Raw genomic sequence first — 13,740 nt, forward strand, 5'->3', positions numbered from 1 at the left:
TGGCTCTGGCTCTGGCTCTGGCTCTGGCTCTGGCTCTGGCTCTGGCTCTGGCTCTGGCTCTGGTTCCGGTCTTGGTTCGGGCTTAGGTTGAGGCGCCGGGGCAGGTTCTGGTTCGACCGGCGCCTGGGCCTCTTCCTGGGACGACGCTTCTGCCAGGTCGATACGGATGCTGCTGGGGGCAGTTATAGCCGCCTCGCCACTGGTTAGCTCCACCTCAGGCGTCATGGGCAGGGCCGCAACAATGGTGACAGCCGCCAGGGCGGTGGCTGCCATGAGCATGAGCCAGCGCGACCGGGCCGTCATGGGGTAGGTTCCGTCAACAGCAGGATATCGGTGTGGCCCAGTTCTTCAAGCAGCCGGAACAGTGCCTCAAGGTCTGCCATGGTAATATCCCGGCTGGCGGCGATTCGCAGGGGTTGATCCTGGCCGGGCTGCGGCAGATGATCAGCAAGATCCGCCCTGGCCACAGGTTCACCTGCCACAAGCCATCGGTCAGCTGATTCCACAACGAGCTCTGCCTTCGGGGGCTCGGCCCGGTCCTCGCCAGCCATCGCTGGGAGCTCCGGCAAGGGCACCTCACTGATCTTGCCGGCCACGATAAAAAACATCAGCAGCAGAAAGACCAGGTTAATCAGCGGCAACAGGCTGTCTTCCACCCGGTCCAGCAGGCTTTTCCCACTGCCCGGAGTGATGGGGGTGAACTTGTTCACGGTTTCAGTTCCCGGTGTCTGAGGGCGGGCTGCGCTGCCATCGTACGTCCAGGCCGGCCTGGTCAAGGGCGCCCAGCGTCTGGGTAAAGGTTGCCAGGCTGGCATCGCCGCTGACCACCAGGTTGACGTCACTGTCGCCGCCCTGGGCCAGTGTTGCGACCAGCTCATCCGTAGCCCAGCTGCGGCCCTGCCAATGCAGCGCGCCGGAGGCCTGAAGCATCAGTTCGGGCCGTGCCTCACCCGTGCTTGATCCCCGGGACGCCGTGGTGTTCTCCAGCTCAAAGTGGTCAGTGGGCATCAGCCGGGTGGTGAGCATGAAGAACACCAGCAGGATAAAAACCACATCAATCAGAGGGGTGATCCGGATCGGCATGGGCCTCGGCGGCCGCGGGCTAACCAGCGACATGAGCCATTCTGGGGTGGCTGGCGTATTGCTCTGCCGTGGTCTCCCTGGCTTCTGGGGCGCTCGCTGTGCCCTGGCCCGGCAATTCCACGCTGACGATCTGAACCAGCGCGTCGTTCAGGCGGCTGTTAATGCGCCTCAGGCGGAATTCAACCCAAGCGGCCAGCGCGGCAAATGGAATGGCGAGCACCAGGCCGGCGGCCGTGGTGGTCAGGGCCTCATAGATGCCGCCACTGAGCTGGCTGGCGTTGGCCCGGCCCTCAGTGGCTGCCATGGCATTAAAAGCTTCCATCATGCCCATGACCGTACCGAGAAGCCCCAGCAGAGGGGCCAGCGCGGCAATGACTTCAATAATCTTGAGAGGCGCTTCAAACGGCTGCAGAAGTTTATGGGACCTGCGGGCCAACTCCTCCCGGAGGGCCGAGGGCTCCTTGCCGGAGAGCCGGGCGTTCATGGCAAAGGCAAGCAATGGCCTGAGAGGATTACCGCGGCCAAGGCCGGATTTGTTGGGCTCAACCCGCCCCGGCCAGCGTTTGTCCGGCGCTTCGTGCCAACCTGCAACCGCCTTGCGTACGTCAGCGGAGAACCGTGGCGCAAACAGGATGTCAGCCAGTACCAGATAGAAAAAGGTGATGAGCCCGACAACCGCAAGCGCGATCAGCACCAGCATGACAGGCCCGCCCATCTCGATAAGCTGATGGACCGGAGCTAACAGGTTTTCGGGGGCGCCGGTGAAGGATGTCTCTGACATGGCGTCGCCTCACATGGGGAACAGAAGGAATAAGAACGAATGATAACGATTATGATTTAAGGATGCCAGCCGTAACCGTCGCTTTTCCCTTACTCTGATAAACTTCGGTTTCAGATATGATTCGCAATCCTAACGGAAGTGCCTCAGGAGAGGATAGAACTGGAGCATGATGTTAAAGAACCTGATCCAGCGCTGGTATGACAGCCTGGTAAACCGTGCCGTAGCCTTGGTGGTATTGGGTATCGTGCTCACCGCGGTAACCGTCACACTGGTCAACAGCCACGTGGGTCGCCAGGAGCTCGAATCCCAGGTCCGGGAGCAGATGGCGGCGACAGCCTCCCTGGTGTCGCGGGAGCTGGATACCAAACTGACCGCTCGTTACCAGGTGCTGGCGAGCGTGGCGGCCCAGCTCAGTATGGAAAAGGTCACCCTGGAGCAGCGTGCCCAGCTGTTGCTGGATCGGCAAGTCGCCCTTCGTCACCTGTTCAACGGCCTCTACCTGTTCGATGCCGATGGTATTGTCATTGCCGAGCACCCCCCGGAACGGGAGCTTACCGGGCGCGATGCCAGCAGCCGGGCCTATTTCCAGGACACCAGTAACCAGCTCACCACCCTAATATCCGAGCCGTTTGTAACCGCTACGGGCCATCCGGCGGTGATGGTTACCTCACCCATATTCGATCGCAAGCAGCGTTTTATCGGCGTCATTGGCGGTGCCATCAGTCTGGCTGCGGACAATTTTCTGGGTGACGTCGAGCGCACACAGATCGGTGATACCGGTTATGTGGCGGTGGCTACCCGCCGTGGCATTACTCTGGCACACCCCCGGCAGGATGAGATCATGTCGGCGGTGCCCGAATCCAACGAGGTGCTCGTCAACGCCATGGCGGGTCAGGAAGGTACCTGGCGCACCAGCAACAGCCTGGGCGTCAATACGCTGATTTCAGTACGGCAAATGGATCAGGCTCCGTGGTTTGTAGCTGTGGTTTGGCCGGCCGCCGAGGCCTTTGCCCCGGTGCGAAGACTGACCGAAGTGATGCTGTGGGTCACTCTCGTTGTTGCTTTCCTGCTCGCCCCGCTGGCCCTGGTCCTGTTCCGCCGTCTGATGCATCCGCTGGGGGCCCTGGCAGAGCAGATCTCGGAGCGGAATCTTGGCCAGCAGGTCGAGCCCGTTCGGGTCGGCGGTGGCCGTGAGATCCGTGGTGTGGCGGAAACGTTCAACCAGGTCAACGCCGAACGCACCCGTGTCCTGAGCGCTCTGGTGGAGCGCGAGGCATTTTTCCGCTCCCTGTCCCAGAGTGCGCCTATCGGCATTGTGCAGACCGACGTGCTGGGTCGCATCGAGTTTGCGAACCCGGCTTTCGAAACCATTGTGGGCCGGGGCCTGGACAAGCTTACCCAGCGCTACCTGGTGACCGGCGTTTATGAGGAAGATCGCCAGATCGCGTTTGAGGCCTGGCGTGAGGCACTGGTCTCGGCGCGGCGCTACCGGGGCAAGTTCCGGCTGCGCAGTTCCTCGGGCGCCATGGTCTGGGTGGATGCCATGATTGCGCCTATCAAGACCGACGAAAAGTGCATAGGTACCATCTCGGTTGTGCGTGATATCACCCACGAGCTCGAGGTAGAGGCGCAGCTGAAGGCTGAGCAGAAACGGGCCGAAAGCATTCTGGGTATTCTCCACGAAGGGGTGTTGCTTACTGACAAGCAGGGCCGGATTCGCTATGCCAACAAAGCCGCGCGGCAATTCCTGGGCGTCAGTGAACTGACCGCAGAGGATAAGTTCTTCGATGCCGTCAGTATTCGCCTGGAAGATGCCATCTGGACCATGGGCAATCTTCTGGCCCGGGATGAAATCGAGAGCCTGGATGTGGTGCTCGCCAACAGCCGCGGGGAAAAATTCGATATTGAGCTCACCATGCTACGGCTCAACCGCGATAGCGACCACGAACGCCTGGTGCTTGTACTCAGGGATGACAGTGAACGGCGCCGGAACGAGCAGAGACTGTCATGGGAAGCGAGTCACGACAGCCTGACAGGTCTGCTGAATCGCCGGGCCTTCACTTCAGTGATGGCCAAATGGCTGGCGGAAGCCAACCGGTCAGCCAGCGCCAGCGTGTTACTTCTTATTGATCTGGACCATTTCAAGCCGGTGAACGATCATGGTGGCCACCTGCTCGGGGATGAAATGCTCAGGCAGCTGGCCGCTCGGCTGACCCAGGGGGTCAGACAGTCCGATTCCGTGGGCCGCCTGGGTGGTGATGAATTTGGTATCCTGCTGCCAGCCTGCGGCCTCGAACGGGCAGTCGCCATTGCCGAGCAGATTCGTGCCAGTATCGCTGAGCTTGTCCTTGAGCAGGATGGCGTCGAATACCGGGTGACGGCCAGTATCGGAGTATCCGAATTGTCGGCCTGGGACAATGGCATCAAGGAGGTTATGGCCCGTGCTGACCAGGGCTGCTATGCCGCCAAGGCCGAAGGTCGAGACTGCGTGGTCGCCGTGCCGCTCTGAGCGGACCCTTGCCCGGCTAAGGTTCACCCCAAACCGCGGAAATCCATGTCATGGACAGTCTAGATCAGTCCCAGGAACTCAGACGCCTGCGCACCCGTGGCTTTATGATTGCCGGGCTTGGGGTGTTGCTGCTGTCGCCGGATTCCCTGCTGGTCAAAAGTACCGATGTCTCGCCCCTGGTGTTTCTGTTCTGGCGGGGGCTGTTGCTGAGCATTGGCTTTCTCATTATCAACGGTTGGCGCTATGGCAATCGGTTGCCTGCCCAGATGCGCCAGTGTGGCTGGCCGGGCCTCTATTGCGGGCTCGCCTTCGGCGTTAGCACCGTTGGCTTCGTCACCGGCGTCAAGTACACCGCCGCCGGCAACGTGCTGGTGATACTCAATACCGCACCGGTGATTGCCGCCCTCCTGGCCTGGCTGATCTGGAAGGAACACCTGCCCCTGCGGACCTGGCTGCTGATCCTGGTCTGCGTTGGTGGCGCCAGCCTGATGGCTCTTGGTGAAATGGGTGCGGGCGAGCCCCTGGGGCTGATCATGGCGGGCATGGCGGCTTTTGCCCTGGCGTCCAATCTGGCTGTTGCGCGGTCACGGTCCGGGGTGGACATGAGTGTCATGCTGATCATTGGTGCAGTCGCCACCGCCGTAATCAGCGCCCTGCTGGGCGGCGCCCGCTGGCCCGGCTGGCCCGACATGGGCCTGATTGTCCTGCTCTGCCTGGGCTTTCTGCCGGCAGCCAGTATCCTGATCCAGACCGGCCCCCGCTATCTGCCGGCGGCGGAGGTGAGCCTGCTGCTGTTACTGGAAACCGTCATCGGAACCTTTCTGGTGTGGCTGTTTCTGGCCGAAGTGCCGCCCACTCTCAGCTTTATTGGCGGCGGGATTATTCTTGCCTCCCTGGCAGCAAACGCCCTTTACGAAGAGCTGCGTACCCGCTCCCGCAGGAGGGCCGGTCTCTCACAAAGATGACGCCAGTGCCTGCCAGATCAATCGTGCGGCAAGCAGGGTCAGGATCCAGGTGAAGGCGCGGTGAAAATGCTTGTTGCTCAGCGTATTGAGTAACTTCAGTCCGAGCCAGGTGCCAACAAAGCCACAGCCGATCATCGCCAGTACGAACACGGCCCACTCATGAAACACGAAACCAGCCAGGCTGAATATAAGCGCCTTGGGAGCGTGCTGCAGGGTCATTGCGCAGGCAAAGGTCGAGACCGTGGCAAACCGGTCACCTGGAATCTGCTTTATGAAGGCGGCGACCAGAGGGCCGGAAGCGCCCACAAAGAGACTGGCGAAGCTGGTGATGGCGGAGGCCAGCAAGACGCCGGCCGAGCCGAGCGCCTGTTTGGGCAGGCCTGGACCCCAGCAAAGGTAAAGTACAAAAGCGGCAATGGTCAGCTGCCAGATTACCGGTGGTAACTCAATCAACAGCAGGGAGCCCGCTGCTGCCCCGATCAATACCCCAGGTAGAAACGCTGCAATCACCCGCCAGTTCACGTGACGGAGGGTGAGACTTACCCGACCCGCGTTGGAACCCAGCTGGATCATCCCATGCACCGGTATTATCGCGGCCGGCGGCAGCCAGAGCGCCAGCAGTACCAGCAACAGCACACCGCCGCCGGCACCGAGGCTGGCGGTAATCATCGAGGTGACCAACGAGCAGACCAGCAGGAAACCAGCACTCGCCCAGGTCAGGGCTTCAGGGATGACGGGAAAATCCACCAACCGGAGACCTCCGCTTCAGCGCCTGGCATATCCGGCTCATTGGCACAGGGCTTTCTCGTTCATGGCCGGCGCGTTGCAGATCGCCTCGGTGGCAAGCTCCACGTCGGCCAGGTAATACAGTGAAGCCAGCCCGAAACGGTCGCGGCCGAGGTTGTGGAATATCAGGCCGAAGGCAATATCGCCGGCACTGAACCGTTGTTGATGCTCGGCAAAGTACTGTGCAGGCGCAGACAGGGTCTCATCAGCAAGCAGTGTTCGCACCCGTCCCAGTCCGCCGTGGTAGGCCTGGATGAGCAGCAGGGTAAACAGCCGGTCGCGCTTGTCATTCGGCAATGCTCCGAACCGGTCCTGGAACTCGGGGCGGAGGTTACGGGCGTTCTGGTGCATCAGCTTCAGGGCGCAATCGATCTGGGCCATCCGGTGCCAGTGGTTGCGCTCCGGTACACCACAATCGGTCAGCACGCTGGGCAACAACTGCATGATGCCCCGTGCGCCGGCGGCGGAGTGAGCCCGGGTCTGGCCTCCGCTCTCAATCAGTAACTGGCCTGCCAGGTAGCGGGGCAATTCCGGCGGCAGGTCGAGGCGTTGCTGTTGCTTACGGGTAGAGTAGATATGCATTAAAGCATCATGGAGTGGCAGCGGCTCTGAGGCAGAACCCAGGCTCAGGTCATCCCAGGTGCCCCACACCCGTTCCCCGGGCAATGTACCAAGAAAGCGCGCCAGTGCTTCGTTCAGGTTAACGTGGGGCTGGTCACAGGCAAGGGCAAAAGGGTAGCCCACCATTCCCTCATCGCCGGGAGTCCAGGCCTCAACCCGATCCTGGCTGGCGAGACGGGCACGGGTATCGTTAAGACGCTGCTGGGTCTCGGCCCGGGATTGTCCGTCCTCGATATAGCCCAGGAATTTGCCACGCAGGCCATAGAGAATGTGGCGATCCTGGTCGCTGCAGTAACCGGACTCGGCCAGTACCCAGCGGCGGATGGTCACGATATTGCTGAACACACCCTGGCTGACCCAGTAAGGTGTGGCCCTTATGATGTCCTGCCAGGTTGCCTCCGGCTCTGGTGTATCGGCGGCGCCGATCCCGGCAAAGCCCATGAGCATGACCAGCATGGTGGCGATACGTCTTGGATTCATCGCAGTCTGCTCCCGAGCGGAAAATCGGTGGAGTCCGTAGATCGTATAGTCTCCCGGGTGCCGCGTCCATGCGCACCGGGGCGTTGAACGCCTCGCCTGTGGCCCTGCCCCGCAACGGCCTTAACTGACAGGTTGGAGCCAGTTCCTTAATTGGCCGGTTGCGGTATGCTTGGGTCCACCTTCGCCCTAAACACATACCGAACGCCGAACAGGCCGGAAAACGCCATGAAACAGTCTGAATATCTTCGATACGACGCCGTAGCCCTGGCTGATCTTATCCGGCGGGGCAGTGTGACCGCGAAGGACGTACGTGAAGCGGCGATTTCCCGGGCGGAAACCGTCAACAGCACCCTGAACGGGATCTGTCAGCCCCAGTTCATACAGGCCCGTGAGCAGGTGGCACCCGAGGGGGCAACCTTTTCCGGAGTGCCGTTCCTGCTGAAGGATCTGGGTCAGGAACAGGCAGGGGAACCCTGCACGTTTGGCAGCCGGGCCTTCCGCAACTATCGTCCGGGCCAGGATTCGGAGTTCGTGCGTCGCTGTCGCCAGGGCGGCCTGGTCTTTATCGGCCGTACCGCCACGCCGGAGTTTGGCCTGAAGGCAGTGACCGAGTCGCAGCTGTGGGGCCCAACCCGCAACCCCTGGAACACCGAGCTGACCCCTGGTGGATCCAGCGGCGGTTCCGGGGCCTCGGTGGCGGCAGGGGTGGTACCCATGGCGGGAGCCAACGACGGCGGTGGCTCGATCCGGATCCCGGCTGCCTACAACGGTTTGTTCGGGCTCAAGCCGTCAAGGGGCCGGGTTTCGGCAGGCCCGCAGATGGCGGAGTTCTGGACCGGCGCCTCCAGTGACCATGTGGTGACCCGAACCGTGCGAGACAGTGCGGCCATGCTGGACCTGCTTGCCGGTCCGGCGCCCGGGGACCCGTTCGATATAGCGCCGCCGCCCGACAGTTACTCCGCCCTTATGCAGCGGCCCCCGGGGCGGCTGCGGATCGGCATGTTTACGGCCTCGCCCTATGGCACCGAGGTCGACCGGCATTGCACCGACGCCGTGGAGGCAGCGGCCCGTACCCTTGAGAACCTGGGCCATCGGGTTGAGCTGGCAAAGCCCGAGTTCGATGGTGCGGAGATGGCGAAATGCTACATGGGCCTCTATTTTGGTGAGGTCTCTGCGCTGATGCAGAAGGCCAGCCAGGAGATGGCCGCGAAAACCGCCGATTTTGAGCTGGATACCCGCCTGATTGGCCTGCTGGGCAAGACATTGCCCCTGCCCGACTACGTCCGCATGCGCCAGCGCTGGAACGAATTCGGCCGGGCCCTGGGCATGTTTTTCCAGGGCTACGACCTGTACCTGTGTCCCACCACCGGCCAGATGCCGGCGCGGATCGGCCAACTCAACACGCCGGCCCACCTCCAGCTCGCTTCCCGCCTGATGCTGCTACTCAAGGCCGGCCGTCTGGTGCACCTGAGTGGTCAGGTTGATGAACTGGCGCTGGAAAGCCTGGCCCGAACGCCCTTCACCCAGTTGGCCAACCTGACCGGAACGCCGGCGATGTCAGTGCCCCTGTACTGGACTTCGGAAGGGCTGCCGGTAGGTGTCCAGTTCGGCGCCCGCCATGGTGCTGAAGACGTCCTGCTGCAGCTGGCGGCCCAGCTGGAAGAGGCGGATCCGTGGTTTGCCCAGTACGAGCGTACCGAACAGGTCAGCCGGACAGGGTTGTGATCCGCCAATGCAGACTGCACGTTTATCTTTGGGGCCGGAACAGGCTATGCTGTAGGTGGGGTCCGTGGTAATCACGACCTCGTCCATGTGGCATCGAGGAGGCGGGCGCATTATGAACCAACCGATGGCAATCGATGAACTGGTATCCGTAGCGCAGGCCGAGGCCATGGGTGAGCTCGACGCTCCCATGATGGCCATCGTCCTGTCCAGTGACCAAAGCTACGACTTGCCGATCAATTCACTAGAGACCGAGGCCGACAAGGCCCGTTGGGCACTGATCCTGAGAGCGGCCCGGGAACATGTAGAAGGTGATGCGGTGGCAGTACTTTACCCAGCGTGGACCACTATCCGCCACAAGGAAGAGGGCAGTCAGGCCGGGGACACCCCTGACCCGATCGACACCCTGTTCGTCCAGCTGCACACCCGTGACCGCATCTACTGGCGTGGTTTCGAGCAGATCAGGGACCCGAGGCATCAGCGCATCATCGGCTTCAAGCGCATTCGGGCCTTGTCCACTGACTATGACCGTAGTGAGGCACCCAATGTGGCAGCCTGGCTCAGCACCCTGTTCGAACCTCTGCCAGAAGAAGGCGAAGAGACCGACATCGACCGCGAGCTGGCTGATATGCTGGAGGAGCCTGAAGTGACCGCAGCTCTGTACCCCCGCCAACTCAGGGCCCTTCACTGATCTGGATCCCTCGTTATGTCCCCGGCTACCGCGAAGCGCCGGGGACCTGGTGATTCAGATCACCATGGTTCTTTCGACAACCCAGTACAGGCTTATTGCCCCCACTGTGATCAGTATCACCGGCACGGCAGCCTTGCCGTAATGATCCGTTTTGCCCCAGAGATAGAGTAGCGGAAAGAAAACCACCAGCAGCCCCAGTTGTCCCAGTTCCACACCGATGTTGAATCCTGCCAGCGCCAGCACGGTTTGCGACAACCCGGCGGTCAGGTCGCCCAGAACGCTGGCAAAGCCGAAACCGTGTATCAGCCCAAAGCCGAAGGCCAGCTTCCAGGTCTTGCTGCCCAGTATCGGCCACATCACATTGATGGCGGCCACTGCTATGGACAACGCAATCACGACTTCCACCCAGGCTATAGGCAGGCGCATGATTTCAAGGGCGGCCAACGCCAGGGTGACAGAGTGAGCGACGGTAAAGGCTGTCACGATGGCCGCCAGTTCCAGCAGACGCTGCTTTAAACCGGCTTGCTCCGTGCCTTTCCGCGCTCTCATTGTCGCTGGTAGCATCAGTACCAGCAGGAAGAGGATGTGGTCGAGGCCAATGAGAAGATGAATGACTCCCTCGTAAACAAACGTTCCGAACAGCGTCAGGCCGCTCGCTGCCTGCCCGATGGTTAGCGGTAAGCTGCGGTTATCCGGAGCCAACACGCCGAGGGTGCTGCCCTCGCCGGTTTCAAGGCTTACCAGTCCCCGGTGCAAGGGGTCCTGGGAGAACAGGAGGTTGTATTCCAGCAGGTCGGGCGCGGCACCGTCCGGGCAGTGCACATAATAAAGTCCTGCGGCGTAGGGCCCGTCGCTGTGGTTGGCCAAACCCCAGCGTTGCCCCGCCATTCGACAGTTGCCACTGGGGTTGGACAGCGTTATCCCCTGTTCCATCCAGCGTGTAATCCCGTCACGGCTGGCACGCACCTCCGAGCCACTGAGCTCCCGGTCGCCATTGCGATCCAATGGTAAGACCAGTGCCAGGTCCCGCAAGGCCACGTCAACGCGTATTTCGGACTTGTCGGTATTGACGTAGATAAAGCTGTCGCTGGCTTTATGAGCCACCGCCGTGGCTGAAAACATCAGCCAAAGCAGCCCGATCGGAAGCGTAAGCCAGGCCAGGTGAGTCCGGTACGTCATGATTCAGCCTCCGGAAAACGGGCGTCGTTCTGCCGGTATTTGTTCAGCCAGCGCCTGGCCTCCTGCTCCGCCTGTCGGTCGTTCGCGGCCTTTGCGGCGCGTAGCAGCAGGCGGGTATCCAGGGGTTCACGCTGTGTCTGCCAGTTGCCCTGGGCATAGGTGAGGGCGGCCTCTTTATTACCGTCGATATCCAGGTGAAAGCGCGCCATGTCTCTCTGGTGCAGAAGATTGCCTCGCCAGCGAGCTTCATCGAACCGCTCCCTGAGCTTGTCCGCCAGTAACGAGGCACGCGGGTGTCCCAAACGGGCCATGGCAATCGCCCTTATGACGGCAAGGGAATCTACCTGCTCGTGGCCTTCGGTCAGGGCCAGGGTTCTGTCGGTCTGGTTCCGACTGAGATACCAGTCAGCCAACTGGGTACGGGTATAGAGATCGTCGGGACTGGTGCTGAGAACGCTATGCCAATGCCCGGCTGCGTCAGGGAGTCCCAGCTGGGCGGCAATATCTCCCAGGGTTCCCTCAGCCCAGACTCTGCTGATGGGGTCTGAACGGGTGTCAGCCACCTGTTGCTGAAGTGATTGGTAGGCCTGTTCAGGTGATCCGGTCCTTGCCTCTATCTGGGCAAGGCAACTGTGGGCGATCAGTCCGGGATAGCTTTGCTGCAGGTGCTCACAGTGCGTCCGGGCGATCTCATAGTTCCCCTGTACGATTTCCAGGTTGGCAAGTAGCAGTGTTGCCTGGGTTTTCTGCAGCAGGTCGCCGGTGCGAGCAATCACATTGCCGAGGTCGCTCCGGGCGCTGTCAAAACGATGAAGGCTTTGCTCCAGGGTGGCACGCAATACCAGTAGCCGGTCTGTCATCTCTCCCTGCCACTGCTGCAGAGCGCCTTCGGCATAGCCGAGGAAACGCGGGTCGCCGCTGCTTCTGGCACGGTCGATCTGGCGGCGAACAAGGTCTGCCAGCTGCTCCGCTGAATCAGAGGATGCCGGGGTGATCAAGGCTACGTCCGGCAGCTTCACAAGAATGTCATTGTCGTTGAAATCTGTCTCGATAGTTCCCGGTGCGGCGATTGCGGTGGTGCAAAAGCCCGCCAGTGCCATCAGCAACAATAGCCCGGCACAGAAACCCCCACCCGATCGGGTGGGGTATGTGCTCGCCGGCTTCAGGAGTTCTGGAAGCCGGCGTAGGCTCCTAGTGCATGAACAGATCATCAAAGGCCTGTTCATTGTTCTGGTCATTGAAACTGAACTCCTGTTTGTTAACCAGGACGGCTTCGCGAGTGTCACCCGTATCTGCGATCTGTGTTTTCACAAAAGATGTGAAATCAACCGTTGGATCCGGCCCTGCTGCCCGGTTGCTGCTGGAACTGTCCGAGCAGGCCACAATCGTTGCAGTCATAGCCACCAGGCATGACGTTTTCAGTAATACATTCATCATGACCTCCTGTTAGCTATTGGGTGAGCCGGCGATCGGGGTAGCCAGGTACGGAAAGCTTTCCCTGAGCTCAGCCGGGTCCAACTGAACCCCGTCGGTGAACGGCGTGTCTTTATTGGGGGCGTCAGAAGTCAGAGCACCCATCACCACACGCAGCGCAATGTCTACGGTGTCATCAACCGGCCGACGGCCGTTGGGGAAACCAGCATTGTCAGCGCCAAGCACACCCAGGTCGTTCTGGCTGGCAGCTGCGGTAGCTGGGATGGCAGGGTTCAGGCGCAGAATTTCTGATGCTGTGACGCCCTCAGGCTGATTCAGATCAGGCACCCCAGTCAGAAAGGCCGTTACCAGATCGGTACGCGGGAAGTTATCCGGCGCCGAGGCTCCTGCGCTGCTGAACAGTATTTCCAGCAGTTCCGGCAAGGTGGGATGAGTGACATAAGTGGCGAACTGGCCGTCGTCTTTGGGCTCGCTGGCGTTGAACAGATCCTTGTCTTTCAGGCCGATGACCACTTCGTTCACCAGCGGCATGCCGAGGCGGGACACCTGGGTCCAGGCACCGCCCTCAACTGTGGCGCCCTTGCCGTTGGTGGTCGGTGCAGGATTCAGTACCCGGGCCTGACGCACGCTGGCGGTGGTCCAGCCACCGATCACCGGGTCACCGGATGCGGTTGCTGCCGTGCCTGTCACGCATTCGGTGGGCACTTCCAGGGCGAATGAAGTCACGTTCTTGTCAGCCAGGTCGCCTGGGCCTTCACCATCACGGGTGCCGAGCGGGTTGGTATTGACCAGGTCAAAAATCTCGCCGAGGTTCACCGCAAAGGCCTCCTTGCGCTGCCCCACAAACACCTGGCCGTTGGTGCTGCAGCCCGGAATGGCGATGTCAAAGATATGCTCGTTGGCATAGCTTTCATAGTCGGCAAAGGACTTGCCGCCAATATTGTCCAGCGGCTTGGCAAAGCTTTCCGTGCCGGTGCTGGCATTGGTGGCGGTCTGCACTGTCCCCGTGCGGCGATCGCCGCGGATGATTTCTACTGTGTACGCCTGGCTGAACTGGACATTATCGCTATTGCTGGCGTCGCCAATGTTCTTGAGCGGCACGGATACCATTTCCTGCTGGCCATCCGGCCCTACCGCCAGTTGGATGTCGTTCAGCGTATCGGTGAACCGGAAACGGAAAGTGAGGTCTTCCTGCGCGTTACCGCTGTTATCAATATGGATTTCGTAAGCCGCATCCTCGTCCAGATCGAAGTAGTTGGGTCCGCCATAGGCGTCCTGCAGTGGCAGGTAATTGGCAACCAGGGTCACGAAGTTTTCGCGGCCGACTTCGTAACTGCGGAACATGTAGAAGTCGGTACCGTCCACTTTCGGGATCTCGGTGATGAACGGGGCTTCGCGGTGGCTGGAGGCTTGCGCCAGGCCGGTGGTCAGGCAGAGTCCGGCAATCGCAACTGCAAGACCGGAGCGTTTTAGCAGTGTATTCATTCGG

Annotated in this window: 14 protein-coding genes; 4 read left to right on the top strand and 10 right to left on the bottom strand. The window is 61.0% G+C overall.

Translation table 11 applies throughout. The features are described 5' to 3' along the window. The 4 genes from G7W63_RS19905 to G7W63_RS17905 all read right to left on the bottom strand — a co-directional run. Window positions 1–303: hypothetical protein (locus tag G7W63_RS19905; protein ID WP_207308990.1), on the bottom strand; the 303-nt coding region annotated here is incomplete at its 3' end. Beyond that, window positions 300–710 (bottom strand): ExbD/TolR family protein, encoded by a 411-nt coding sequence (locus G7W63_RS17895; protein ID WP_242634480.1) that lies wholly within the window; start codon window positions 708–710, stop codon window positions 300–302. The genes G7W63_RS17895 and G7W63_RS19905, both read right to left, overlap by 4 nt. Window positions 711–714: 4 nt before the next feature. Further along, on the bottom strand, window positions 715–1,116 hold the full coding sequence (locus G7W63_RS17900) for an ExbD/TolR family protein (RefSeq protein ID WP_166261623.1): 402 nt from the start codon (window positions 1,114–1,116) through the stop codon (window positions 715–717). Continuing rightward, window positions 1,103–1,864: a MotA/TolQ/ExbB proton channel family protein gene (locus G7W63_RS17905; protein WP_166261626.1), complete on the bottom strand. Its 762-nt coding sequence runs from the start codon at window positions 1,862–1,864 to the stop codon at window positions 1,103–1,105. The genes G7W63_RS17900 and G7W63_RS17905 overlap by 14 nt, the downstream gene beginning before the upstream one ends. A 166-nt stretch (window positions 1,865–2,030) precedes the next feature. On the opposite strand from G7W63_RS17905, the gene G7W63_RS17910 reads away from it, so the two are divergent. Then, on the top strand, window positions 2,031–4,373 hold the full coding sequence (locus tag G7W63_RS17910) for a sensor domain-containing diguanylate cyclase (RefSeq protein WP_242634481.1): 2,343 nt from the start codon (window positions 2,031–2,033) through the stop codon (window positions 4,371–4,373). 50 nt (window positions 4,374–4,423) lie between these two features. Beyond that, window positions 4,424–5,338, top strand: a complete 915-nt coding sequence (locus tag G7W63_RS17915) for a DMT family transporter (RefSeq protein WP_166261629.1) — start codon at window positions 4,424–4,426, stop codon at window positions 5,336–5,338. Here G7W63_RS17915 and G7W63_RS17920 read toward each other — a convergent pair. Both G7W63_RS17920 and G7W63_RS17925 read right to left on the bottom strand, forming a co-directional pair. Next, window positions 5,327–6,085, bottom strand: a complete 759-nt coding sequence (locus G7W63_RS17920) for a sulfite exporter TauE/SafE family protein (RefSeq protein ID WP_207308991.1) — start codon at window positions 6,083–6,085, stop codon at window positions 5,327–5,329. The two genes, G7W63_RS17915 and G7W63_RS17920, sit on opposite strands and share 12 nt — an antisense overlap. 39 nt (window positions 6,086–6,124) lie before the next feature. Then, complete coding sequence (locus G7W63_RS17925) at window positions 6,125–7,225, bottom strand: transglycosylase SLT domain-containing protein (RefSeq protein WP_166261632.1); 1,101 nt, start codon at window positions 7,223–7,225, stop codon at window positions 6,125–6,127. A 225-nt stretch (window positions 7,226–7,450) separates the two neighbouring features. Here G7W63_RS17925 and G7W63_RS17930 point away from each other — a divergent pair, with 225 nt between their 5' ends. Then, complete coding sequence (locus tag G7W63_RS17930) at window positions 7,451–8,950, top strand: amidase (protein ID WP_166261635.1); 1,500 nt, start codon at window positions 7,451–7,453, stop codon at window positions 8,948–8,950. Between the two features lie 112 nt (window positions 8,951–9,062). Continuing rightward, window positions 9,063–9,638 (top strand): hypothetical protein, encoded by a 576-nt coding sequence (locus G7W63_RS17935; RefSeq protein WP_166261638.1) that lies wholly within the window; start codon window positions 9,063–9,065, stop codon window positions 9,636–9,638. Window positions 9,639–9,692: 54 nt separating this feature from the next. On the opposite strand, the gene G7W63_RS17940 is transcribed toward G7W63_RS17935, so the two are convergent. The 4 genes from G7W63_RS17940 to G7W63_RS17955 form a co-directional block, all read right to left on the bottom strand. Beyond that, complete coding sequence (locus tag G7W63_RS17940) at window positions 9,693–10,817, bottom strand: HupE/UreJ family protein (protein ID WP_166261641.1); 1,125 nt, start codon at window positions 10,815–10,817, stop codon at window positions 9,693–9,695. After that, window positions 10,814–11,917, bottom strand: a complete 1,104-nt coding sequence (locus tag G7W63_RS17945) for a tetratricopeptide repeat protein (protein WP_166261644.1) — start codon at window positions 11,915–11,917, stop codon at window positions 10,814–10,816. The genes G7W63_RS17940 and G7W63_RS17945 overlap by 4 nt, the downstream gene beginning before the upstream one ends. A 91-nt stretch (window positions 11,918–12,008) precedes the next feature. Next, entirely contained in the window at window positions 12,009–12,251 is a 243-nt protein-coding gene (locus G7W63_RS17950) for a hypothetical protein (protein ID WP_242634482.1), read from the bottom strand. Window positions 12,252–12,263: 12 nt separating this feature from the next. Continuing rightward, window positions 12,264–13,736, bottom strand: a complete 1,473-nt coding sequence (locus tag G7W63_RS17955) for a DUF4331 domain-containing protein (protein WP_166261647.1) — start codon at window positions 13,734–13,736, stop codon at window positions 12,264–12,266. Window positions 13,737–13,740: the final 4 nt, after the last annotated feature.

Source organism: Marinobacter salicampi (assembly GCF_011074795.1).
Classification (GTDB): domain Bacteria; phylum Pseudomonadota; class Gammaproteobacteria; order Pseudomonadales; family Oleiphilaceae; genus Marinobacter; species Marinobacter salicampi.

Excerpts from the sequence above, each read along its gene's own strand:
- G7W63_RS17900 (WP_166261623.1), bottom strand. The coding sequence starts at position 1,116 with ATGTCGCTGGTTAGCCCGCGGCCGCCGAGGCCCATGCCGATCCGGATC.
- G7W63_RS17905 (WP_166261626.1), bottom strand. The coding sequence starts at position 1,864 with ATGTCAGAGACATCCTTCACCGGCGCCCCCGAAAACCTGTTAGCTCCG.
- G7W63_RS17910 (WP_242634481.1), top strand. The coding sequence starts at position 2,031 with ATGATGTTAAAGAACCTGATCCAGCGCTGGTATGACAGCCTGGTAAAC.
- G7W63_RS17915 (WP_166261629.1), top strand. The coding sequence starts at position 4,424 with ATGGACAGTCTAGATCAGTCCCAGGAACTCAGACGCCTGCGCACCCGT.
- G7W63_RS17925 (WP_166261632.1), bottom strand. The coding sequence starts at position 7,225 with ATGAATCCAAGACGTATCGCCACCATGCTGGTCATGCTCATGGGCTTT.
- G7W63_RS17930 (WP_166261635.1), top strand. The coding sequence starts at position 7,451 with ATGAAACAGTCTGAATATCTTCGATACGACGCCGTAGCCCTGGCTGAT.
- G7W63_RS17935 (WP_166261638.1), top strand. The coding sequence starts at position 9,063 with ATGAACCAACCGATGGCAATCGATGAACTGGTATCCGTAGCGCAGGCC.
- G7W63_RS17940 (WP_166261641.1), bottom strand. The coding sequence starts at position 10,817 with ATGACGTACCGGACTCACCTGGCCTGGCTTACGCTTCCGATCGGGCTG.
- G7W63_RS17945 (WP_166261644.1), bottom strand. The coding sequence starts at position 11,917 with ATGGCACTGGCGGGCTTTTGCACCACCGCAATCGCCGCACCGGGAACT.
- G7W63_RS17950 (WP_242634482.1), bottom strand. The coding sequence starts at position 12,251 with ATGAATGTATTACTGAAAACGTCATGCCTGGTGGCTATGACTGCAACG.
- G7W63_RS17955 (WP_166261647.1), bottom strand. The coding sequence starts at position 13,736 with ATGAATACACTGCTAAAACGCTCCGGTCTTGCAGTTGCGATTGCCGGA.